The following is a 19852-nucleotide window of genomic DNA, read 5'->3' as shown; positions in this document are numbered from 1 at the left end:
GCGCGCCGACATCCGCCAGCGCCACATCGCGCTCGGGCCGGTCGCCGTGTTCGGTGCGTCGAACTTCCCGCTCGCCTTTTCGGTGGCCGGCGGCGACACCGCGTCCGCCTTTGCCGCCGGCTGCCCGGTGGTGGTCAAGGGCCACGGCGCCCATCCCGGCACCTCGGAACTCGTCGGCCGCGCCGTCCAGGCGGCGGTTGCCTCCTGCGGCCTGCCCGAAGGCGTCTTCTCCCTGCTGTTCGGCACCGGCAACGAGATCGGCACGGCGCTGGTCGCCGATCCGCGGATCAAGGCAGTCGGCTTCACCGGCTCGCGCGGCGGCGGGCTGGCGCTGATGGGGGTGGCGGCCAAGCGGCCGGAACCGATCCCGGTCTATGCCGAGATGAGCAGCATCAACCCGGTCTTCCTGATGCCGGCGGCGCTGGCCTCGCGCGCCGAGGCGCTGGGCAAGGCGTTCGTCGCCTCGCTGACCATGGGGGCCGGGCAGTTCTGCACCAACCCCGGCATCCTGCTGGCGGTGGACGGGCCGGACCTCGACCGCTTCGTCGATGCTGCGGTGGAGGCCATCGGCGGCAGTGCCGCCTCGACCATGCTGACCCCGGGCATCCATGCCGCCTTCGACAGCGGTGTCACCAAGCTGGCCGGCAGCGGTGCCGTGACGACGCTGGCGCGCGGCCTGGCCTGCAGCGGGCCGAACCAGGCGCAGGCGGCCTTCTTCACCACCACGGCGGAGGCCTTCCTGGCCGACACGGAGTTGCAGGAGGAGGTGTTCGGCGCCGCCTCGCTGCTGATCCGCTGCGCGGACGTGGCGGCGATGACGGCGGTGGCGGAAAGGCTGGAAGGCCAGTTGACGGCGACCTTGCAGATGGACGGGGAAGACAAGGCCGCGGTGGCCGGGCTGATTCCGACGCTGGAGCGCAAGGCCGGGCGCATCCTGGCGAACGGCTGGCCGACCGGGGTGGAGGTCTGCCACGCGATGGTGCATGGCGGCCCGTTCCCGGCGACGTCCGACCCACGCAGCACCTCGGTCGGCACGCTGGCGATCCGCCGCTTCCTGCGCCCGGTCTGCTACCAGGACATCCCGGCAGAGCTGCTGCCGGAGGCCCTGCGCGACGGCAACCCGCAAGGGATCTGGCGCCGGGTCGATGGGGAATTGGGGCACGACTGACCGTCTGTCGGGACGTGGGGCAGCGGCAAGTCAGCCCCTGCCCCTGCCCCGCCGCTCCATCGCTGCCCGCAACAGGGCGGCGAAGCGGAAGGGGGCGTGCAGGGACTTGCTGTAGGGCAGCGTCGCGAACCAGCCGAGGACGAGGCCGAGATGGACCAGCAGCAGCGGTCCCATCGCCGCCGTCTCGCGCAGAGCCATCAGCCCCAGGCCGCTGGCCGCCACCAGGAACAGCAGCGCCAGCAAGGCACAGTCCGCACCGGTAAGGCTCGCCGCCACAGGCGCGGGATCGGCGCGCAGCTTCAGCAAGGCCAGCCCAGCCGTGCCGATCACCATGCCGACCCCGCCAAGACTGCCGAACAGGACCGGCAGGCTCGCCGGCGGATACGGTGCCGGCCACCCCAGCAGATGATCGTACACGGTTGCCACGCCGGTCGAGGCGAAGCACAGCGCCACCCCGTAGAACAGCGCGTGGTGGAAGCGGCGACGCGCCTGGGAAAAGCCGTCATCCCGGTCGTTGCAGCCGGCCCCGCCGCCGCCGAGATTGCGCAAGGTGGCGGCGTCGGACAGGGCATCGCGCAGCGCCGGCAACAGCGGCACGCCGGCCGGCGCCGGTCCCATGCCGCGCCAGAAGGATGCGACACTGAAGCCGATGGCGATCAGCGACCACAGCATCGCCCCCCCGGCGACACCGGCGATAATTTTCCACGGCACCAGCCGGTAGAAGGCGCCCGGCCCCGATTGTCGCGCGAACAGCGTCTCCGGCGGGACCCACAGCAGGGCCGGAACGACCACGAGGGCGACCGCCGACAGGACGACGGCAGCCATGGCGGCAACCGCGGACCATCCCGCATGGGGCACTCGTCCCCTGAGCAGCGGCGGCCAGACATGGTCGCGATAGGACTGCTGCCGGACCAGACTCAGGCTTTTCGGCAGGTTGAGGTCGAAAGCGTGGGGCGGCGCGTATTGGCAGGCATGATAGCAGGACCGGCAGTTGTGGCAGAGGTTGGACAGGAAGGTCAGATCCTCCACCGACATCGACCGCCGCGATTTCAGCGCAGGGAAGACGGCGCAGTAGCCGTCGCAGAACCGGCAGGCGTTGCAGATGTCCAGCGCCCGGCGGGCCTCCGCCGCGATCCGCTGCGCATCGTCAGCGCAGGGCATGAGCCGCCGCCTCCCGACCGGCGATGCGGCCGAACACGGCGCCGATGGTCATGGCGCTCCCCGCCAGATAGCCCGTTCCCAGGATGTTGGGCGCCATGATGATTCCGGCGGCATGGACTCCGTCGATGGCCGTCCCGTCCGGCCGCAGCACGCGTGCCAGCCCATCGACCCGCACCCCCAGGCAGGTGGAGGTGACGCCGGCCCGCACCGGGTAGGCGCCGAAGGGCGGGACCGTGACCGGCGCGGCCAGCCGGGTCTTCGGCGGATGGATGCCCGCCGTCGCACCGCCGCCGGCGACCGCGGCGTTGAAGGCCGCCACCGTGGACTCCAGCGCCGGCGGACCGATGCCCAGAGCCGAGGCCAGCCCGCCGACGCTGTCCGCCTGGATCGCCGGGAAGATGGAGGGCCGGAACCGCCCGGCAATGGCGGAATCGAAGACCGAAAAGGCGACGGCGCCGGGGCAGTGGGCCACCAGCTCGCCCCAGGCCGTGTAGCGCGACGGCCCGACGACCGCCCCTTCGTCGGCGAAACGCCGGCCGTCCCGGTCCACGACGATGCCATGGGGAAGGCCATCCAGCCGCGTGACGATGCCGCCGTCGAACGGCGGAGCGCGGCCATCCACGGCCACCACATGGCAGCGGTCGGCCGCCCCAACCGGGTCCGCCCCCTCCTCCAGCAGTGCCTTCAGCGGGACGCCCGTCGCATGCGGGGTGCCGCGGACCGTGACTGCGCCGGCAGCCCCGCCCCACTGCCGCCGAAGCCAGCCGGGATCGGCCTGGAACCCGCCGGAGGCGACAACGAGCGCTCCTGCCCGGATGGCGATGCCTGCATCGCCGACGGTGACGGCCGGCGGCCCGTCCCGCAGATGCAGGGCGCGCACGGCGCTGTCGTAGCGGACGACGACGCCCAGCGCTTCCGCCGTGGCGTAGAGCGCGTTGACCAGAGCTTTCCCCCCGCCCAGGAAGAAGGCGGTCTTGCGGCTGTAGGGCAGGACGTCGTCGGTGCCGCGGTGAAACCGCACGCCGTTGCCGGCCAGCCAATCGAGAATGTCGGCACTGGCGTCGATGAACCGGCGCGCCAGCCCGCCATCGGCGGACGTTGCGGCAGCCCCGGCCACCCGTTGCAGGTCGGCCCGGTAATCGTCGGCCGGATAGCACCCCCGCACCCACGGTGTCGGTGCGTCGTGCATGACCCGCATGTTGCGGGAGTGGCGGGCGTTTCCTCCACGCAGCGACTTGGGTGCAGCCTCCAGCAGCAGGACCGCAGCCCCGGCCCGGCGGGCGGCGATTGCGGCGCAGAGCGCCGCGTTGCCGCCGCCCACCACCAGAACATCGCAGTCGCACGAAACGCGGGTCATCGATCCGTCGCAGCAGAAGGCGGTCCGCCCCCGGTCTGCCGGACGAAGCCTGGAAAGCATGGCTTTAGCCCCGGACGGCATGGCAGGGGAAGAGGCGGCACCTGCGACACAGCGCAGCGGCCATTGGCAAGGTGCCGCACCGGGACGATGGCCTCCCCGCCTTGTTAAGGCAAAATTGGTTTTCCATAAGCCATGCTTGACTCCTGCACAGATTTTGTGTGCAGTGCAACATAACCCCGCTCATGAACCTGGACGGCCGCCCGCCGGATCGAGGCGCCCAACCGAGGTCGCTCCCCCACTCCATGACGGCTGGAGTTGTCATGATCGAGTTGATCTTCGTGGTTTGCCTTGTTTCCAGTCCGGACCGCTGCACCGTCGAACGCCCGCAGTTCCAGGAGCCGTTCGTCAATGTGATGGCCTGTTCGCGCACCGGCCTGTTCCGCGCCGCCGAATGGGCGGAGCAGCACCCGAAATACACCGTGCGCCGCTGGAAGTGCGAACCGCGCCAGATCTGACCTCACAGGATCCGGCGATACCATCGCATCTCCCCGAAAGAGGCCCACCTCTTTTGAGCCTGCCAATTCCATCCGTATCCATGATTGTTTATACGGCAATCATCGAGGGCCCAAGGGCGCAAGCCCGATGGACCGGGATGGAAGGGGTTTGGGCATGCCTGTTCGCATCGCGTTCATCCTCGCCGCGGCCTTGCTGTCGGCTGCCCCGGCAGCCGCCGGCCCGGCCAACGACTATCCCACGGCGGCGCGGGCCGATTATGTGATCGCCTGCATGGCGTCGAACGGGCAGTCGCACATCGTCATGGAGAAATGCGCGTGCAGCATCGACGCCATCGCCGACCGCATCACCTATGACGACTACACCGCCATCGAGACGGTGAAGGTGATGGCCGACCAGCCGGGCGAACGGGCCGGGATCTTCCGCAGCTCCGGATGGGCCAAGGATTTGATGGACCGCTTCCGCCAGGCCCAGATCGCTGCCGACCGCCAGTGCTTCTGAGGGAAGGCTACAACGCCGGACCGTCCTTGGCGTTACCGGCGCTCAATGAAACGCTGTGGGTGAAGGTGGCGCCCTTGGTGTCCTGCGCGACCACATCCAGGCTGCCGCCCGCGCTGGGCAGGAAACTGAAGCGCAGGTTCGGATCCTCGCTGATGGAGATGTCGGTGTCCGCCTCCAGCACCGTCCGGCCGCCGGCGCGGATGACGATCGACTGGATATAGTGGGCGGGGATGTAGGTGCGGCTGACCTGATCGAACTGGAGCCCGCTGCTGTTGGGGTGGCTGACCATCACCTGGGCGGTGGCGGAGCTGCCGGTGGACAGCGTCTCCGGAAGCTTCACCTTGATGCGGCCGAGACGCGCCATCGCCTCCTGCGGGTCCTTGACGGCGGGAGCGGAGCAGCCGCCGGCAGCCTTGACGTAGACCGCCGTCATCAGCAAGCGGCCGTCCTCCGTCTCGCCCACAGCATGGATGTTGGTGTATTCGTTGACGCGCACGCGGGTCTCGATGCCGCTGCCGGCGCTGGCCGGTCCGAAGCGGAAGGTGGCGGCCAGCGGCACCGGGTTCTTGTCGACCAGCAGAGACAGCGACTTCAGGCGAAGCGACGGCTCCACCTCGATCCGCACCGGGACCAGGGCGGCGTCATGGGCACGGGCCGGCGCCTCTATGCGGATGAGGGCGCCGGCCTCCTCGACCGGGCGGTCCTTGAAATACATGTCGTGCAGCATGTCCCAGCGCGCGGCATCCTCCGCCGCATCGGTGGCGGCATGACCCGGCATGGACAGGACGATCAGGAGGCCGGCCAGCAGCCCCATCGGCGGATATCGCATCATCGTTCCCGCTCCTATTCCCATTCCAGTTCGGCGAAGGTCGCCGTGACGTTGCGCGGGTTGTAGGCATCGAACAACAGCCAGCGCTCCCGCTCCTCCTCCGCCACATGGGCGACGGCGTCCTGGATGCCGCCGCCCGCCTTCAACACCCGGCGCACCCCCTCCACCAGCACCGTCAGGTAGCGCCGCTGGGCATCCAGCGCTCCCGGCCAAGCCACGCGGGCCGGTCCATGGCCGGGGACGGCACGCACCGCCGGCACCCGCTCCAGCCGGTCGATCACCCGAAGCCAGCCCATGGCATTGCCGTCGACCGCCGGGACATGGTCGACGAACAGCAGGTCGCCCGTGAACAGCGTCCCCGTCTTACGGTCGAAGACGGTCAAGTCGTTGTTTGTGTGCGCGGTCGGATAGGCGGTCAGCACGAGGATGCGGTTGCCCAGGTCGACCCGCACCTCTTCGGCCACCGGCCGGTCGACCCGGACCGGGGCGATCCCGGCCGCCGCCCCGGCCCCCAGCTCCTCGGTCAGCCGTTGACGGTAGACTTCCTGGCGGGCGGCCAGCGCGTCGCGCAGGTTGGCATGGCCGGCGATGGGCACGCCGGCGAAGGCGGCGTTGCCGAAGACATGGTCGGGGTGCATGTGGGTGTTGATGACGATGACCGGTTTCCTGCCGGTCCGCGCCGCAATGGCCTCGCTGAGACGCACCCCCAGCTCCGGCGTGCCGCCGGTGTCGATGACCGCGACGAAGCTGTCGCCGACGATGAAGCCCATGTTGGCCGTGTCGCCAGCGTTGTCCGGCGCCGGCTCGGCGATGGCCCCCTGGTGGACAAAGACCCCGGGCGCGACCTCCGTCATGGCCAGCGGTTCCGCCGATGCTGCCAGAGCCACCGTGACGAGGAATACCCCCACGGCGACAGGCCCAGCCCGTCCAGCCGCGCCGCAGACATCGAGCGCGGTCGTCATGACTGCGCTCCCTCGTAGCCGGCCTGCGCATGCTCCAGACGATGGGCGAAGAGGCTGGCGACAGTCAGGTCGGCGGAGGTGCCGGGGTTGATGCCCCGCCATTTCAGGTGCGCATCGAAGACGAACAGATGCTCCCGCCGGATGGCCGCCGAGGATGCCGCGGCGACCTGCCGGCGCACCTCGCGGGCTTCGGACAGCACGGCCGTGGCGCGATCCTCTCCCTGCTTGCGCAGGATATGGCTGTCGGGAAAGGCGGTCAGGAACTCCAGATAAACGGCTTCTGCGACCGTGACGGCGTCGCTGTCCGGCATCGACCGGGCGCGGGCGACGCCGATGTCGAAGACATCCCGGAAGCCGTCGGCATATTGGGCGGCGATGCGGTCGCGCGACCGGGCCGCCGCCATGGCTGTGCGCAGATCCACCGTCGCCGGCCCGGCGACGTCATGCTCCGCGGCACGACCGAGCCCGCCGGGCGATGCGAGGCGGATCGCCTCGAAGGCCGCCTCGGCATCCTCGACCGTCAGCGCCGCCAGCACGCTGGACAGCCTGTCGCGCAGTGAGTGCGTTTTTGGACTCTCGGCGGCGCGGGCCAGCGGGGCGCAGAGCAGCAGGATACCCAGGTTGGTGTTGCACCCAACCACCGAGCGGGTTGCCTGCACCGCCCGCAGGATGCGGTCCCCGACCGGGGCACCGGAGCGGGCGATCTCGGGCGCCGCGGCTTCCGCCGACAACAGGAAGTCCTCCACCGTCATGCCATGGCCGGCGGCATGCACATGGACGTTGCCGGGCTTCAGCGCCACCACCTCCGCCCGGCAAACGGCCATGAACAGTTCCGCGGCCACAGCGCTCATCGCTCCGTTCCCGCACCCTCCGCCCCGCCGAAGGACCGGTCGAGCATCTCCGAGGCAAGATGCCCGCCGTGAAAGCTGCGGCCGCTGTCGAGCGCGGTGACCACCACGCGCGCCGGGGCGAACAGCAGCGGGTCGATGGCGTAGAAGTCCTTGTTCACCGCCGCGAACACCTCGGCGAAAGGGCGGCCGTAATCGCGGGACTCCGTGCTGGGCAGGCGTTTGGCCAGATCGGCGGCAGCATCGTCGGGTCCGGTGACGAAGAGCTGGACGGTGCCGCCGAACAGGATGGCGTCGTTGGTCCGCCCCATCGCCTCGACAAAGCCCTTGCCGGGTGGCGGCAACGGGGCGACGCCGATGCCGTCGGCGACATGGTCCAGCGGGAAGCCCAGTGCGTGCACCTTGTGCATGGCGACCTCCAGCACGCGGGCGACGATCTGCACCGTGCCGGCGAGGCTGGCCGTCGGCGTCAGCACCAGCGTCAGCCGCTCCGCCGCCACCCCGCACCCGGTTGCGATCCGTTCGACCAGCGGCGCCGGCGGCACGGTGCCGCTTTCCAGCACCAGCACGGCATGGTCGCCGCTGTCGGCATAGCCCAGCTCGTCGAACAGCGGCTCCTTGCGGGCGAGTGCGCGACCGGGACCGGAGCCGAGCGCGAAGAAGGAGCCGCCCTCGTCCTTGTGCGACAGGCTCCAGCCGGCATATTGGCTGCCGAGGCAGGCCAGCACCGGGTCGGTGCTGTGCACCGCGACCTGGAACGGCCAGCGGTCCGACCGGGTGTCGGCCTGGAGCGTCACCCGGCCGAGACCGCCCATGCACAGCTCGGCGATGCGGCGTCCGGCCTCCAGCCCGCCGGGATGGGCGATCCCGCCATCGACGACGGTGGCGCCGGCCACGCGGTCGATGCCGAGCCGTAACCGCACCGCATCGGCGACCAGGGCGGCGGCGAGGGGAGCGGACAGGACCGACAGGCTGGGGCGCCCGGTCATCGCAGGTCGAGTCATCATTTGCCCTTTCCGGCGATGGTGCGCGCCGCGTCCATCGCATCCTGGAAATCGAAGGCGACGGCGGTGCCACCGGTCTGCATCCGCTCCAGCAGATGGTGCTGGACCTTGAACTTGACGTTGCCGATGGCGAGTGCGCCGATGCCGACGGCGTTCGGTTGGGCAGGCAGGGAAATGCCGTCGTCCTGCACGCCGACCCCGTCCACCCCGGCCGGCGGCACGGCGTTGATGTCGGCGGCGACGCGCAGACGCTTGGCCGCGCGCAGATCGTCGGCGGTCAGCACCGTCACCCCCGCCTTGCCGCAGGCCAGCACGACCTCCGCCCGCTCCATCAGCGCCGCCTTGCCGCCGGTCGATGTGTCGGCGCAGGACAGCGTGACGCCGTAACGCTGGCCGAACTCCTCCGCCTTGCCCTGCACGGCCGACACGCCGCGATGGCTGACCAGGGTGACGCTGCCGCCGGCCTGGGCAGCGATCAGTCCGGCGATGCCCCCGACGACGCCGGTGGCGCCATAGACCTGGACATCCAGGCCGGTCAGGCCCTCCACCCCCAGCCGCCGCAGCGCACGCTCGACCACGGCGACCATGGCGGCGGCGGTGGTGAAGGCGCCGGACGGGTCGGCGAAGACCGAGATCCGGAAGGGCGGGAACATCGCCTTGCGCGCCACCTCCAGCATGTCCAGCGCCATCGCCGCATCGCGCCCGCCGATGAACAGGCCGGTGCGCACCGCGTTCTTCGGATCGCGGGAGAACATGGCATCCTGCGTCAGCGCCTCGACCTGCGCGGTCTCGATGCCGGTGTAGGGCACCACCGTATCGATGCCGGCATCCACGGCCATGTTGACGTCGAACGGGCTGACATTCGCCAGCGGCGTGATCATGTGCAGCACATAAGGGGCGCCCATGCCTGTCTCCCTCCGGTCATTCCCCCGCCGCCCGCCGCATCGCGGGCGTGAAGTCCGCCTCGGCGGACAGGTTCCGCACCGTCGCACCGGCATTCCGCCCGCGGCAGACCATCACCTCCAGCGGCGACCCGGTCCAGCGCGTGCGCATCTCGCCGGCCAGCCGTTCCGCCTGCCGGGCATCGCCGACGATGGCGAAGCCGGTCGGTCCCCAACTGCTCTGGCCGACCCCGGCGATCCCCTGCGCCTCCAACCAGGCCAGCGCGTCCGCCACCACGGGGCTGGTGAAGCGGCCGCCCTGGGCGGGCGCGAAATGGTCGCCGACCGTGCGCTGAAGCTCGCCGATGGCCTGTCCGAACCGGTCGGCGTCGCCCTCGGCCAGCGCCGGCAGGGCGACCATCAGCATCAGCCGGCACAGATGCGCCGCGGCGTCGGGCGGAAAGGGCGGCAACCGGCGGAATGCCTCGGCCTCCGGCGCGCCGTGCAGGCCATGGCCGCCGCGATGGAGCAGGAGCAGGATGCGCCACTCCCCCGGAAACGGCGCCCGCGCGATCACCGGCGGCGCGGCGTCGAGCCCGCCCCGGCCGCCGTCGAGCAGCACCCCGCCCTGCTCGAACGCCGCCAGCCCGATGCCGGACCGGGCCCCCCGCTCCAGCGCGCGGGCCAGATCGCGGGCCGCCGTGCCGCGCCCTTCCAGGCAAACCAGTGCCGCGGCGACGGCAAGGTCCGTCTGGGTGCCGGAGCCCAGCCCGACATGGGGCGGGATCGCCTCCTCCACGGTGACCGCCACGGCGTCGGGCAGCCCGGCTTCGCGCCCAAGCCGTTCGATGCCGCGGCGGACCCGCTCCGCCGATGGACCGCTGACGGTCAGCCGGTCGGCGGGCCGGGCACGCAGGGCGATGGCCGGGCGGTCGATGGCAATGCCGAGACTGCCGAAACGGCGCCCCAGCCCACCGTTCAGATCGACGAAGCCGGCATGCAGGCGCGCAGGCGCACGGACCCACACCTCCCCTATCCGATTGCGCTGGTGGCTCATCTGCATTCCCTTTGCGCGGGTCACCGCACAATGTTAGCGTTACGAACAAAATTGTCCGTAGCGCGAACGAGTATCCGCGTGCGGTAGCCCGAACGGGGCAAGACATATCCAGGGAGGAAACCGGGCATGAAGCGGATGCTTTGCCTGTCGGGGACCGACCATGCCCAAGACTCGGATTTTCAATTTCGGAACCGATGCTTGGGCGGATCGTGGCGAAGATCGCAAAGGTCGATGAATTCTTCGGTCTGACTTCACTCATCCCGCTCAGACGATTGGGGGGCCATGAGCTTCCACCCCGACATTCTCTGCCCGTTTTGCGGGCTCGGCTGCGGCGACATCGGGATCGACCGGGATCCGTCCGGCATCGCCCCGCGGCCGAGCGGCTGCCCGCAGGCCGACCGGCTGTTCCGGCGCTCCCTGGCGGTGCCGACGGATGCCCGTCTGGGTGGAGCCGCCATTTCCATGGACGATGCCATCGCCGAGGCGGTCCGGTTGCTGGAGGCCAGCTGCGCACCGCTGATCGCCGGACTGGCGGCCGATGTGGACGGCGTGCTCGCAGCGCTCAGCCTCGCCGAACGCGTCGGCGCGACCGTAGACCATGAGCGCTCGGACGCCCTGTTCCGCAATCTGTCGGTCCTGCGCCGCTTCGGCTGGTCGGTGACCACGCTGGCGGAACTGCGCAACCGCTGCGACCTTGTCCTGGTCGTCGGGCCGGACCCGGCCGCGGCCTTTCCGCGCCTGTGGGAGCGCTGGGTGGTCCCGGAACCGGCCTTCGTTGCCGGCAAAGGCCGGAGCGTCGTCTTCCTGGGTGGGGACCCGCTGCCGGAAACCGTGCGGTGCCTTGGCGGCAGGACCGAAACAAACGGGATGGACACCGGCGCTGAGACCGATCTGGCGACGCTGGTCGGCCGGCTGAGGACAGCATTGGCCGGACGGTCGAGGGACGGGGATCCGATGGCGGCATCTATGGCGGCGTTGGCGGCCCGGTTGCGCTCCGCCCGCTATGCGGTGGTGGTGTGGGCGGCGGGGCTGTTCGAGGGGCCGCAGCCGGACCTGATCGTCGAAGGGCTGGTGCGCCTGATCCGTACGGTGGACGGCACCACCCGCTGCGCCGGCCTTCCCTTGTCCGGGGCCGACAACCTGATCGGCGCCAATCAGGCCTGCGGCTGGCGCACCGGCTTTCCCTTGCGCACCGGTTTCGATGGCGGCGGTCCGCTGCACGATCCGGACCGCTTCGACTGGCGCAGGCGCCTGCGCGATGCCGACGTGACGCTGTGGATTTCCGCTTTCCGCCCGGAGACACCGCCCCTCGCCACCGGCGGCAGCATCATCATGCTGGCGCCGCCGGAGACCACCGTCGCGCGGGAGCCGGCGCTGTTCATTCCGGTCGGGACCCCGGGCATCGACCATCCCGGCGACGTGTTCCGTGCCGACAGCGTCGTCGCTCTCCATGCCGGCGCCCTGATCGACAGAGGCCTGCCGAGCGTCGCCGAGGTCATCGGCCGGATGCTGGCGGCACTCGGCCGGACCGCCAGAACCAGGGAGGTCGCCGGATGCTGACGAAGCTTGCCGGCGGGCGGCTGTTCGACCCTGCCAACGGGCGGCACGGCGAGGTCGCCGACCTCTGGCTGCGCGACGACCGCATCGCCGCCGATCCGGGGCCGGGCGCCACCCCGGACGCGGTGCATGACGTGACCGGCAAGGTGGTGATGGCCGGTGCCATCGACATCCACAGCCACATCGCCGGCGGCAAGGTGAACCTCGCCCGCCTGCTGATGGGGGAGGAGCATGACCGGCACCGCTTTGCCGGCCATGCCTGCGGCCACGATGGGATCGGGGGGGACAGGATCGGGGGCGGCAGCGGCATCGCCACGCCCTCCACCCACACCACCGGCGCCCGCTATATCGAGATGGGATTCACCGCCGCCTTCGAGCCGGCGATGCTGGGCTCCAACGCCCGGCATGCGCATCTGGAGATGAGCGACATCCCCTATATCGACACCGGCGGCTATCTGGTGCTGGGAAACGACGATTTCCTGCTGGACCTGATCGCCACCAATGCCGGGCAGGCGGCGGTCAACGATTATGTCGCCTGGATGCTGACGGCGACCCAGAGCCTTGCCGTCAAGGTGGTCAATCCCGGCGGCATCAACGCCTTCAAGTTCAACGCCCGCTCGCTCGACCTGGACGAGGCCGGGCCGCATTACGGCGTCACGCCGCGCAGCGTCCTGACCACACTGGCCCGTGCGGTCTACGAGTTGGGGCTGCCGCACCCGCTGCATGTCCATGGCTGCAATCTGGGGGTTCCCGGCAACGTCGCGACGACGCTCGACACCATCCAGGCGGCATCGGGGCTGCCGATGCACATGACGCACATCCAGTTCCACAGCTACGACACGGCGGGAGACCGCAAATTCTCCTCCGGTGCCGCGGCGCTGGCGGAGGCGGTGAACCGGACACCGACGCTGTCGGTGGACATCGGGCAGGTGATGTTTGGGCAGACGGTGACGGCATCGGCCGACACCATGGCGCAGCGTCACACCGCACCGCTTGCCCACCCCCGCAAATGGCTAGCGATGGACATCGAATGCGATGCCGGCTGCGGCGTGGTCCCCTTCCGCTACCGCGACACGTCCTATGTCAACGCGCTGCAATGGGCGATCGGGCTGGAGCTTTTCCTGCTGCTCGACGATCCCTGGCGGGTGTTCCTGACCACCGACCATCCCAACGGCGCGCCCTTCACCTTCTATCCGGAGCTGATCCGGCTGCTGATGGACCGCGATTACCGGCTGGCGAAGCTGGCCGAACTCCATCCCGACGCGCCGGCCCACACCACGCTGGGCTCCATCGCCCGCGAATACACGCTGGCCGAGATCGCTATCATGACCCGCGCGGCGCCGGCCCGCATCCTGGGGCTTGCCGACCGCGGCCATCTGGCGCCGGGCGCTTCGGCCGACGTCACCGTCTACAGCGATGTGCCGGACCGCCGCGCGATGTTCGAGCGGCCCGATCTGGTCTTCAAGGGCGGCCGGCTGGTGGTGCGCGACGGCGTGCTGGTGGCGATGGCGCAGGGCTGCACCCATGTCGTGCGCCCCGGCTACGACGATCTGATCGAGCGCCGCATCGCCCGCCATTTCGACGAGCGGCTCGGCCTGCCGATCAAGCATTTCCGCATCCAGGACGCGGAGATCCGCCATGGCGCCGGCCCGCAGCTCCATCCCTGCCAACGGCGGGAGGTGCCGTGATGGCGGAGATGCAGATCAATGGCGTGCGCATCGAGGACACGTTCGCCGAGGCGTTTCCGATGACCTACACGCGGCTGGTCATCACCGCCGACACGCCCGCCTGGGTGGAGGCGGCTACATCCAGCCTGACCGGCTTCGCCACCTCGGTCATCGGCTGCGGCTGCGAGGCGGCGGTGGAACGGCTGCTGACGCCGGAGGAGACGCCGGACAGCCGGCCGGGTGCCGCGGTGATGATCTTCGGCATGTCCACCGGCGACCTCGCCAAGCTGGTGGTCAACCGGGTCGGGCAGTGCATCATGACCTCGCCGGGGTCGGCCTGCTATGCCGGACTCCTGCAGGGAACCAAGCGCATTCCGCTCGGCGGGGGCTTGCGCTATTTCGGCGACGGGCACCAGATTTCCAAGAAATTCGGCGACCGCCGCTTCTGGCGCCTGCCGGTGATGGACGGCGAGTTTGTCTGCGAGGACAGCGTCGCCGTGGCCAAGGGCATCGGCGGTGGCAATTTCCTGATCCTGGCCGCCAGCCACCGCCAGTGCCTCGCCGCGGCGGAGGCGGCGGTCGCGGCGATCCGGCCCCTGCCCGGAGTCATCCTGCCCTTCCCCGGCGGGGTGGTGCGGTCGGGGTCCAAGGTCGGCTCGAAATACAAGGCGCTGATCGCCTCCACCAACACGCGGTTCTGCCCGACCTTGCGGGCGGTCGAACCGGAAACGCTGCTGGCCCCGAACGTCGAAGCGGTGCTGGAACTGGTGCTGGACGGCATCGACGAGACGGCGATCCGCACCGGGATGCGGGCCGGCATCACCGCTGCGGCGGCCGGTGGGACGGCAGCCGGCGTGCTGGCGATCACCGCCGGGAATTACGGCGGCAAGCTGGGGCCGCACCATTTCCACCTTCATGAGGTGATGGGCGAGGCGATGAAATGAGCGGCATGACCCTGACCTTCCGCGGCGATGCCGGAATGGCGGTGGACATGTCCGCCCTGCTGCCCGAACGGCTGGCCGGCCTGACCGCCGGCGAGGTCGCCGGACTGCCGCTGCCCTGTGGCGGCGGGGTGGCGACCGTCGGCGGGATGTTCGAGGTGTCGGCGGGCGATGCGGCCGAGGGGTTGCTGATCCGGCCCGGACAGGCCGTCCTGCATCGGGTTGGCGCCGGGATGGCGTCCGGGCGCATCCTGGTGGAGGGCGATGCCGGCAACCATGCCGGTGCCGGGATGAGCGGCGGACTGCTGCGCATCGCCGGCAACGCCGGGGATGCGCTGGGTGGCGCCCTGCCCGGCTTGCCGCTGGGGATGCGCGGCGGGCTGATCGGCGTCGGCGGCAGCGCCGGTGACCGGGCGGCCGAACGGATGCGCCGCGGCATCGTCGTCGTCGACGGGCCGGTCGGCGCCTATGCCGCCGGCTTCATGGTCGCTGGGACGCTGGCTGCCGGTGACGGCTGCGGTCCGCATCCGGGATTCGGCATGCGGCGCGGCACGCTCCTGCTGGGCAGGGCACAGGACGAAGCGCCCGAAGGCTTTGCCGACGGCGGCACGCGCGACTGGCTGTTCCTGCACCTGCTGCGGCGCGCCCTGGAGGGAAGCGGAAGCTGGTTCGAGCGCATGGGCACCACCCGCGCCCATCGGTTCATCGGCGACCTTGCGGAGGGAGGGCATGGTGAGATTCTGGCAGTGGCCTGAACGACGATCCCGCTTATCGAAGCCGCGGCGGCCGGTTGCCGTCATCCTGCCGCTTTTGGGCCTGCTGGCCCTTGCGCCACCGGCAGCCGCCCAGGGGAGCGGTTCGCAGGTCCCCGGTGCCACGGCGGTCCTGATCGGCTATCTGGCACGCCAGGAGGATCCGCGCACCCCGCTCAGCTTCCTGGAGCCGGTCGCGACCGACGAAGGGCTTCAGGGGGCCCGGCTGGCGCTCGCCGACAACAACACGACCGGCGTCTTCCTGAAGCAGAGCTACCGGCTGGTGGAGCAGGTCCTGCCGCAGGACGGCGACATCGCCGCCGGGGTGAAGGCGCTGGCCGACGAGGGGGTGCGCTTCGTCGTCGCCGATCTGCCGGCCGATGCGCTGCTCGCCGCCGCCGACCGGCCTGAAGCCAAGTCCATGGTGCTCTTCAACGCGCGCGCCACCGACGATGCGCTGCGCAACGAGCAATGCCGCGTCAACATCCTGCACACCGCCCCCAGCCGGCGCATGCTGGCCGATGCGCTGGCGCAGTATCTCGCCTGGAAGAAATGGCCGCGCTGGAGCCTGTTGGCCGGCCGCGACCCGGGCGATGCACTCTATGCCGAGGCCGTCCGCCGCGCGGCCAAGCGCTTCGGCGGCCGGATCGTCGATGAGAAATCCTGGACCTTCGACACCGGCAACCGGCGCACCGACACCGGCGTCACCACCATCCAGTCCGACATCCCGCTCGCCACCCAGGGGCCGGATTACGACGTGCTGGTCGTCGCCGACGAAGCGGGCGATTTCGGCGACTATCTCGACGGACGCACCTGGTATCCGCGCCCGGTTGCCGGCACCCAGGGGCTGACCGCAACGGCCTGGTCCCGGGTGAACGAACAGTGGGGCGGCACCCAGTTGCAAAGCCGGTTCGAAAAGCTGGCCGGACGCTGGATGACCCCTCGCGACTATGCCGCGTGGCTGGCGGTGCGCAGCGTCGGGGAGGCGGCGGCCCGCACCGGCGCCACCGGCTTCGACGGCTTGGCCGGCTATCTGCACAGCCCCGATTTCGAGCTGGCCGGCTTCAAGGGCGAGGCGCTGTCCTTCCGCGCCTGGGACGGCCAGATGCGCCAACCCATCCTGATCGCCGGGCCGCGGATGCTGGTCTCGGTGTCGCCGCAGGAGGGGTTCCTGCACCCGGTCACACCTCTCGACACGCTCGGCGACGATGCGCCGGAAAGCAAATGCCGTCTCAACCGATAGGGCGGACCCAACAAGGCGGACCACACCATGCGACACCTGCTGTCCTGCACCCTTCTGCTTCTCGCCGGCCCGGTCCTGGTTGCCGAGCCGCTGCTCGCCGAAACGATTTTCGTGTCCAACGAGAAGGACAACCAGATCGCCGTGGTCGACGGCGACAGCCTTCAGATCAAGACCAAGATCAAGGTCGGCCGGCGTCCGCGCGGCATCACGCTGAGCGCCGACGGGACGCAGCTTTATGTCTGCGTCGGCGACGACAACCGCATCGACGTGGTGGACATCGCCAGCGGCAAGATCGTCCACACATTGCCCTCCGGCCCCGATCCGGAACTGTTCGTGCTGTCGCCGGACGGGACAAAACTCTACGTCGCCAACGAGAACGACAACATGGTGACGGTGATCGACGTCGCCGAACGCAAGGCCATCGGCAACATCCAGGTCGGCGTCGAGCCGGAGGGGATGGGGATCAGCCCCGACGGCAGGATTCTGGTCAACACCTCCGAAACCACCAACATGGCGCACTTCATCGACACGGAGAAGCATGCCGTCGTCGGCAATGTGCTGGTGGACAGCCGGCCGCGCGTCGCCCGCTTCACCGACGACGGGAAGCAGGTCTGGGTGTCGAGCGAGATCGGCGGCACGGTCAGCGTGATCGATGCGGCGGCCCACAAAGTGATCAGGAAGATCCGGTTCGAGGTCACCGGCGTCCGGCGCGAGGCCATCCAGGCCGTGGGCATCCAGATGACGAAGGACGGCAAGCGCGCCTTCGTGGCGCTGGGTCCGGCAAACCGCATCGCCGAGATCGACACCGCCAGCCTTGAGGTGAAGCGCTATTTCCTGGTCGGGCAGCGCGTGTGGAACCTCGCCTTCTCCCCCGACGAGAAGCGGCTCTACACCACCAACGGCATCAGCAACGATCTGTCGGTGATCGACCTGGAGCGCAACAAGGTGATCAAGAGCATTCCGGTCGGCGGCGCGCCCTGGGGAATCGTCGTCAAGCCGTGAGCGGACGGAACCCCAGCGCCGCGGCCTCTTCCGGACCGAGCATGAGGGGACGGGGTGTTGTCAACTTGACCAGCCAAGGACGCAGTGAGGCTGAGCCGCCCCGCTGCAGGGTCGTTGGTCAGCTGGCCTGAGCAAGCCCGGTCACCTCGCGCCAAGCGGTGAAGGCGCGAGCACGGGCGACGCGGTACTCGGAGGCGGAGATCAGGTGGCGGCGCAGTTGGAAGTGAGTGTGGATCCGGCTGTGGATGGAGAGAAACCGCTGGGCGTGTCGGACTGATTTGAACCGCTTCATGTGCCGCTCGTGCCATCGGGTCGGCTGGTGTGAGACTTCGCAGCGATTATTTAGGTATCGGCTTTGCCGATGCTCGCTGCCGAGCTTCATCTCCCTCTTCGCTGCGGCGTAAGATTTCAGCTTATCCGTGACCACGACCCGCGGCGCATAGCGCAGTCCTTTCAGTAGCTTGCGAAAGAAGCGCTTGGCCGCCTTGGTGTTGCGCCGGCTCTGCACCAGGATGTCCAGCACCACCCCATTCTGATCGACGGCGCGCCACAGGTAATGCTGCTTGCCACAGATGCGGATGAAGACCTCGTCCAGGAACCACTTGTCGCCCGGCTTGGGCCGGCGCCGCTTGAGGGTGTTGGCGAAGTCGCGCCCGAAACGGAGGCCCCATTCTCGGATGGTCTCGTAACTGACCTCAATGCCGCGCGCCGCCAGCATCAACTCGATCTCGCGCAGGCTCAGGCTGAAGCAGTGGTACAGCCACACCGCTTCGCTGATGATCTCGGCCGGAAAGCGGAAACCGCGATAGGGATTGGACGTCGTGCTCATGCTTGCCAGCCTGCCATGCCAGAGCGGCCAACGCCAACCTGACAACGCCGCGACCCTGCCCGCGCTGCGCAGCGGCAGCGCGGCCGGAGGCTATCCGTTCCTCGAATTCGATGCCGGCCCCAACCCGCTGCTGGATCTCTGCGGCCGTCCCGCCGTCAACGGCGACGGGACCGTCACGGTGCCGGACGGTCCGGGCTTCGGCATCGAGCTGAACGCCGACATGCTGTCACCCTTCGTCGTCGCCCGGCAGGACGTGACGGCACGATAGTCCCCAGGGTGCGGTTGATCGGCGGCGTCGGTCAGGCAGGCTGGTTCCGACAGAGGTCCATTCAGAAGAAGGCCGCGGTCGGCAGCGGGGTCCCGTTGACCGCATGATCGCCGATTGCCCGCGCCTTGTAGGCATTCGGATTGTGTGACGAGAGGGTGCGGATGTTCCGCCAGTGGCGGTCCAGACGGTTGCCGGCCCGGATGGCGGAGGCGCCGCCGACCTCGAACAGGCGGGTCGCCGCATCGAGAGCCAGTTCGTCCACCATCACCTTCGACTTCGCGGTGCGCAGTGCCGCCTCGACGAAAAGCGCCTGATCGGGAGACCCGGCGACAGCGGAGCGGAAGGCGGCATCCAGCGCGTCGACCGCCCTGAGCACCGCGGCCTCGGCGACATAGGCAGCACTCGACAGCCGGCCGACGACCTGCTGCAGCAGCGGGTCGTCGGCCGGACGGGCGGCGACGGCGTGGTAGTAGTTGCGCTCGCGCCCCGCCACCAGTGCCGCGGCATCCGCCACCACGGCACGCAGGATGCCGGCGACGATGGCGGTCAGGTAGAGCTGCGCAAAGGTTGCCCGGAAAGGCAGCCGCACATCCTCGTCGGCGCCGAACAGCACGTCGTCCCGCGACACCGGCACCCGTGACAGGACCGTCGTGCCGCTGGCGGTCAGCCGCTGGCCGATGCCGTCCCAGTCGTCGTCGACGGTCACCCCTTCACTGCTGGTCGGCACGAAGGCCGACGCCGTCCTGCCGTCCGGCGTCCGCGCATTCACCAGGATGAAGTCGGAATAGAAGTTGCCGGTGCTGTAGTATTTCCGTCCGTCCAGCACGTAACCGGTCCCGGACGGCTCGAGGCGGGTGTCGCCGTCGTTCAGCCCGATGTTCTGGATGCCGAGTTCGCTGACGCCGAGGCCGATGATGCGGCCTTCGCGCACATGGCCGAGCCAGCGCGCGTATTTCGGATTGTCCGCGGTGCGCAGCGCCTTCTCCACGAAGGCGAAATGGTTGCGCAGGATGTGGGGGATGTTGGAATCGGCCTCGGCAAGATCGAGCACCAGCTCGAACAGGTCGGTCAGCGACGCCCCGCCACCGCCGTCCTGCCGCGGCAGCCGGAAGGCGCCGAGACGGGCCGCCCGCAGCAGATCGATCGCCTCGCCGGCCCTCGCCTCGCCGCGGTCGCGGGCCTCGGCCCCCGCAGCGATGGCCTCGACCAGTCGGCGCAGCGCGGGCGAGCCGGATCCGGGGACCTCGGCCTTGCCGATCCCGGGTTCGCCATGGCGTGGGCCGGTCCTGTCGATAACGGTCATTGTCGTCTC

Annotated in this window: 20 protein-coding genes; 10 read left to right on the top strand and 10 right to left on the bottom strand. The window is 69.8% G+C overall.

Features of this window, described 5'->3' with window-relative positions; all coding sequences use genetic code 11:
* Positions 1–1168, top strand: a 1168-nt coding sequence (locus tag TSH64_RS03825; protein ID WP_109452244.1) for an aldehyde dehydrogenase (NADP(+)), incomplete at its 5' end; no start/stop codon positions are given.
* 30 nt (positions 1169–1198) lie between these two features.
* On the opposite strand, the gene tcuB is transcribed toward TSH64_RS03825, so the two are convergent.
* Positions 1199–2329 carry a tricarballylate utilization 4Fe-4S protein TcuB gene (gene tcuB / locus TSH64_RS03820; RefSeq protein WP_109095626.1) on the bottom strand — a complete coding sequence of 377 codons (1131 nt, stop codon included), beginning with the start codon at positions 2327–2329 and terminating at the stop codon, positions 1199–1201.
* Positions 2316–3686, bottom strand: coding sequence for an FAD-dependent tricarballylate dehydrogenase TcuA (gene tcuA / locus TSH64_RS03815; protein ID WP_109095625.1), 1371 nt, complete (start codon positions 3684–3686; stop codon positions 2316–2318). Before tcuA ends, tcuB begins: the two co-directional genes overlap by 14 nt.
* A gap of 320 nt (positions 3687–4006) precedes the next feature.
* Here tcuA and TSH64_RS03810 point away from each other — a divergent pair, with 320 nt between their 5' ends.
* Complete coding sequence (locus TSH64_RS03810) at positions 4007–4201, top strand: hypothetical protein (protein ID WP_049976161.1); 195 nt, start codon at positions 4007–4009, stop codon at positions 4199–4201.
* A gap of 154 nt (positions 4202–4355) precedes the next feature.
* On the top strand, positions 4356–4700 hold the full coding sequence (locus TSH64_RS03805; RefSeq protein WP_109095624.1) for a hypothetical protein: 345 nt from the start codon (positions 4356–4358) through the stop codon (positions 4698–4700).
* 7 nt (positions 4701–4707) lie between these two features.
* Here TSH64_RS03805 and TSH64_RS03800 read toward each other — a convergent pair whose 3' ends face one another.
* The 6 genes from TSH64_RS03800 to TSH64_RS03775 are packed head-to-tail and all read right to left on the bottom strand — an operon-like array spanning position 4708 to position 10281.
* Positions 4708–5532 (bottom strand): quinoprotein dehydrogenase-associated SoxYZ-like carrier, encoded by an 825-nt coding sequence (locus TSH64_RS03800; protein ID WP_109095623.1) that lies wholly within the window; start codon positions 5530–5532, stop codon positions 4708–4710.
* An 11-nt stretch (positions 5533–5543) separates the two neighbouring features.
* Positions 5544–6491, bottom strand: coding sequence for a quinoprotein relay system zinc metallohydrolase 2 (locus TSH64_RS03795; protein ID WP_109095622.1), 948 nt, complete (start codon positions 6489–6491; stop codon positions 5544–5546).
* A complete protein-coding gene (locus TSH64_RS03790) occupies positions 6488–7342 on the bottom strand; it encodes a triphosphoribosyl-dephospho-CoA synthase (RefSeq protein WP_109095621.1) in 855 nt (284 codons plus the stop codon). The genes TSH64_RS03795 and TSH64_RS03790 overlap by 4 nt, the downstream gene beginning before the upstream one ends.
* Positions 7339–8346 (bottom strand): methenyltetrahydromethanopterin cyclohydrolase, encoded by a 1008-nt coding sequence (gene mch, locus TSH64_RS03785; protein ID WP_247872735.1) that lies wholly within the window; start codon positions 8344–8346, stop codon positions 7339–7341. Before mch ends, TSH64_RS03790 begins: the two co-directional genes overlap by 4 nt.
* Positions 8343–9248, bottom strand: coding sequence for an NAD(P)-dependent methylenetetrahydromethanopterin dehydrogenase (locus TSH64_RS03780; protein WP_109095620.1), 906 nt, complete (start codon positions 9246–9248; stop codon positions 8343–8345). Before TSH64_RS03780 ends, mch begins: the two co-directional genes overlap by 4 nt.
* 16 nt (positions 9249–9264) lie before the next feature.
* Positions 9265–10281 (bottom strand): beta-ribofuranosylaminobenzene 5'-phosphate synthase family protein, encoded by a 1017-nt coding sequence (locus TSH64_RS03775; RefSeq protein WP_109452240.1) that lies wholly within the window; start codon positions 10279–10281, stop codon positions 9265–9267.
* 282 nt (positions 10282–10563) lie between these two features.
* Here TSH64_RS03775 and TSH64_RS03770 point away from each other — a divergent pair, with 282 nt between their 5' ends.
* The 6 genes from TSH64_RS03770 to TSH64_RS03745 are packed head-to-tail and all read left to right on the top strand — an operon-like array spanning position 10564 to position 17443.
* Positions 10564–11841, top strand: a complete 1278-nt coding sequence (locus TSH64_RS03770; protein ID WP_109095619.1) for a formylmethanofuran dehydrogenase — start codon at positions 10564–10566, stop codon at positions 11839–11841.
* Positions 11835–13526, top strand: coding sequence for a formylmethanofuran dehydrogenase subunit A (locus TSH64_RS03765; protein ID WP_109095618.1), 1692 nt, complete (start codon positions 11835–11837; stop codon positions 13524–13526). The genes TSH64_RS03770 and TSH64_RS03765 overlap by 7 nt, the downstream gene beginning before the upstream one ends.
* On the top strand, positions 13526–14449 hold the full coding sequence (gene fhcD / locus TSH64_RS03760) for a formylmethanofuran--tetrahydromethanopterin N-formyltransferase (protein ID WP_199237445.1): 924 nt from the start codon (positions 13526–13528) through the stop codon (positions 14447–14449). The genes TSH64_RS03765 and fhcD overlap by 1 nt, the downstream gene beginning before the upstream one ends.
* Positions 14446–15201 carry a formylmethanofuran dehydrogenase subunit C gene (locus tag TSH64_RS03755; RefSeq protein ID WP_109095617.1) on the top strand — a complete coding sequence of 252 codons (756 nt, stop codon included), beginning with the start codon at positions 14446–14448 and terminating at the stop codon, positions 15199–15201. The genes fhcD and TSH64_RS03755 overlap by 4 nt, the downstream gene beginning before the upstream one ends.
* Complete coding sequence (locus TSH64_RS03750; protein ID WP_247872734.1) at positions 15176–16441, top strand: ABC transporter substrate-binding protein; 1266 nt, start codon at positions 15176–15178, stop codon at positions 16439–16441. The genes TSH64_RS03755 and TSH64_RS03750 overlap by 26 nt, the downstream gene beginning before the upstream one ends.
* A 27-nt stretch (positions 16442–16468) precedes the next feature.
* Positions 16469–17443: a PQQ-dependent catabolism-associated beta-propeller protein gene (locus TSH64_RS03745; RefSeq protein WP_109095615.1), complete on the top strand. Its 975-nt coding sequence runs from the start codon at positions 16469–16471 to the stop codon at positions 17441–17443.
* A gap of 118 nt (positions 17444–17561) precedes the next feature.
* Here TSH64_RS03745 and TSH64_RS03740 read toward each other — a convergent pair whose 3' ends face one another.
* On the bottom strand, positions 17562–18272 hold the full coding sequence (locus TSH64_RS03740; RefSeq protein ID WP_109095614.1) for an IS6 family transposase: 711 nt from the start codon (positions 18270–18272) through the stop codon (positions 17562–17564).
* On the opposite strand from TSH64_RS03740, the gene TSH64_RS03735 reads away from it, so the two are divergent.
* Entirely contained in the window at positions 18265–18540 is a 276-nt protein-coding gene (locus tag TSH64_RS03735; RefSeq protein ID WP_199237439.1) for a hypothetical protein, read from the top strand. The two genes, TSH64_RS03740 and TSH64_RS03735, sit on opposite strands and share 8 nt — an antisense overlap.
* 61 nt (positions 18541–18601) lie before the next feature.
* On the opposite strand, the gene TSH64_RS03730 is transcribed toward TSH64_RS03735, so the two are convergent.
* Positions 18602–19843: an acyl-CoA dehydrogenase family protein gene (locus TSH64_RS03730; protein ID WP_109095612.1), complete on the bottom strand. Its 1242-nt coding sequence runs from the start codon at positions 19841–19843 to the stop codon at positions 18602–18604.
* Between the last annotated feature and the right edge of the window lie 9 nt (positions 19844–19852).

Source organism: Azospirillum sp. TSH64, assembly GCF_003116035.1.
Classification (GTDB): domain Bacteria; phylum Pseudomonadota; class Alphaproteobacteria; order Azospirillales; family Azospirillaceae; genus Azospirillum.
This window is presented reverse-complemented; position numbering and strand designations above follow the sequence as displayed.

Bases quoted from the DNA above. Each gene is read 5' to 3' on its own strand.
- TSH64_RS03805 (WP_109095624.1), top strand. From the start codon at position 4,356: ATGCCTGTTCGCATCGCGTTCATCCTCGCCGCGGCCTTGCTGTCGGCT.
- mch (WP_247872735.1), bottom strand. From the start codon at position 8,346: ATGATGACTCGACCTGCGATGACCGGGCGCCCCAGCCTGTCGGTCCTG.
- tcuB (WP_109095626.1), bottom strand. From the start codon at position 2,329: ATGCCCTGCGCTGACGATGCGCAGCGGATCGCGGCGGAGGCCCGCCGG.
- TSH64_RS03755 (WP_109095617.1), top strand. From the start codon at position 14,446: ATGAGCGGCATGACCCTGACCTTCCGCGGCGATGCCGGAATGGCGGTG.
- TSH64_RS03740 (WP_109095614.1), bottom strand. From the start codon at position 18,272: ATGAGCACGACGTCCAATCCCTATCGCGGTTTCCGCTTTCCGGCCGAG.
- TSH64_RS03790 (WP_109095621.1), bottom strand. From the start codon at position 7,342: ATGAGCGCTGTGGCCGCGGAACTGTTCATGGCCGTTTGCCGGGCGGAG.
- TSH64_RS03765 (WP_109095618.1), top strand. From the start codon at position 11,835: ATGCTGACGAAGCTTGCCGGCGGGCGGCTGTTCGACCCTGCCAACGGG.
- TSH64_RS03770 (WP_109095619.1), top strand. From the start codon at position 10,564: ATGAGCTTCCACCCCGACATTCTCTGCCCGTTTTGCGGGCTCGGCTGC.
- TSH64_RS03775 (WP_109452240.1), bottom strand. From the start codon at position 10,281: ATGAGCCACCAGCGCAATCGGATAGGGGAGGTGTGGGTCCGTGCGCCT.
- tcuA (WP_109095625.1), bottom strand. From the start codon at position 3,686: ATGACCCGCGTTTCGTGCGACTGCGATGTTCTGGTGGTGGGCGGCGGC.
- TSH64_RS03800 (WP_109095623.1), bottom strand. From the start codon at position 5,532: ATGATGCGATATCCGCCGATGGGGCTGCTGGCCGGCCTCCTGATCGTC.
- TSH64_RS03750 (WP_247872734.1), top strand. From the start codon at position 15,176: ATGGTGAGATTCTGGCAGTGGCCTGAACGACGATCCCGCTTATCGAAG.
- TSH64_RS03810 (WP_049976161.1), top strand. From the start codon at position 4,007: ATGATCGAGTTGATCTTCGTGGTTTGCCTTGTTTCCAGTCCGGACCGC.
- TSH64_RS03795 (WP_109095622.1), bottom strand. From the start codon at position 6,491: ATGACGACCGCGCTCGATGTCTGCGGCGCGGCTGGACGGGCTGGGCCT.
- fhcD (WP_199237445.1), top strand. From the start codon at position 13,526: ATGGCGGAGATGCAGATCAATGGCGTGCGCATCGAGGACACGTTCGCC.
- TSH64_RS03730 (WP_109095612.1), bottom strand. From the start codon at position 19,843: ATGACCGTTATCGACAGGACCGGCCCACGCCATGGCGAACCCGGGATC.
- TSH64_RS03745 (WP_109095615.1), top strand. From the start codon at position 16,469: ATGCGACACCTGCTGTCCTGCACCCTTCTGCTTCTCGCCGGCCCGGTC.
- TSH64_RS03780 (WP_109095620.1), bottom strand. From the start codon at position 9,248: ATGGGCGCCCCTTATGTGCTGCACATGATCACGCCGCTGGCGAATGTC.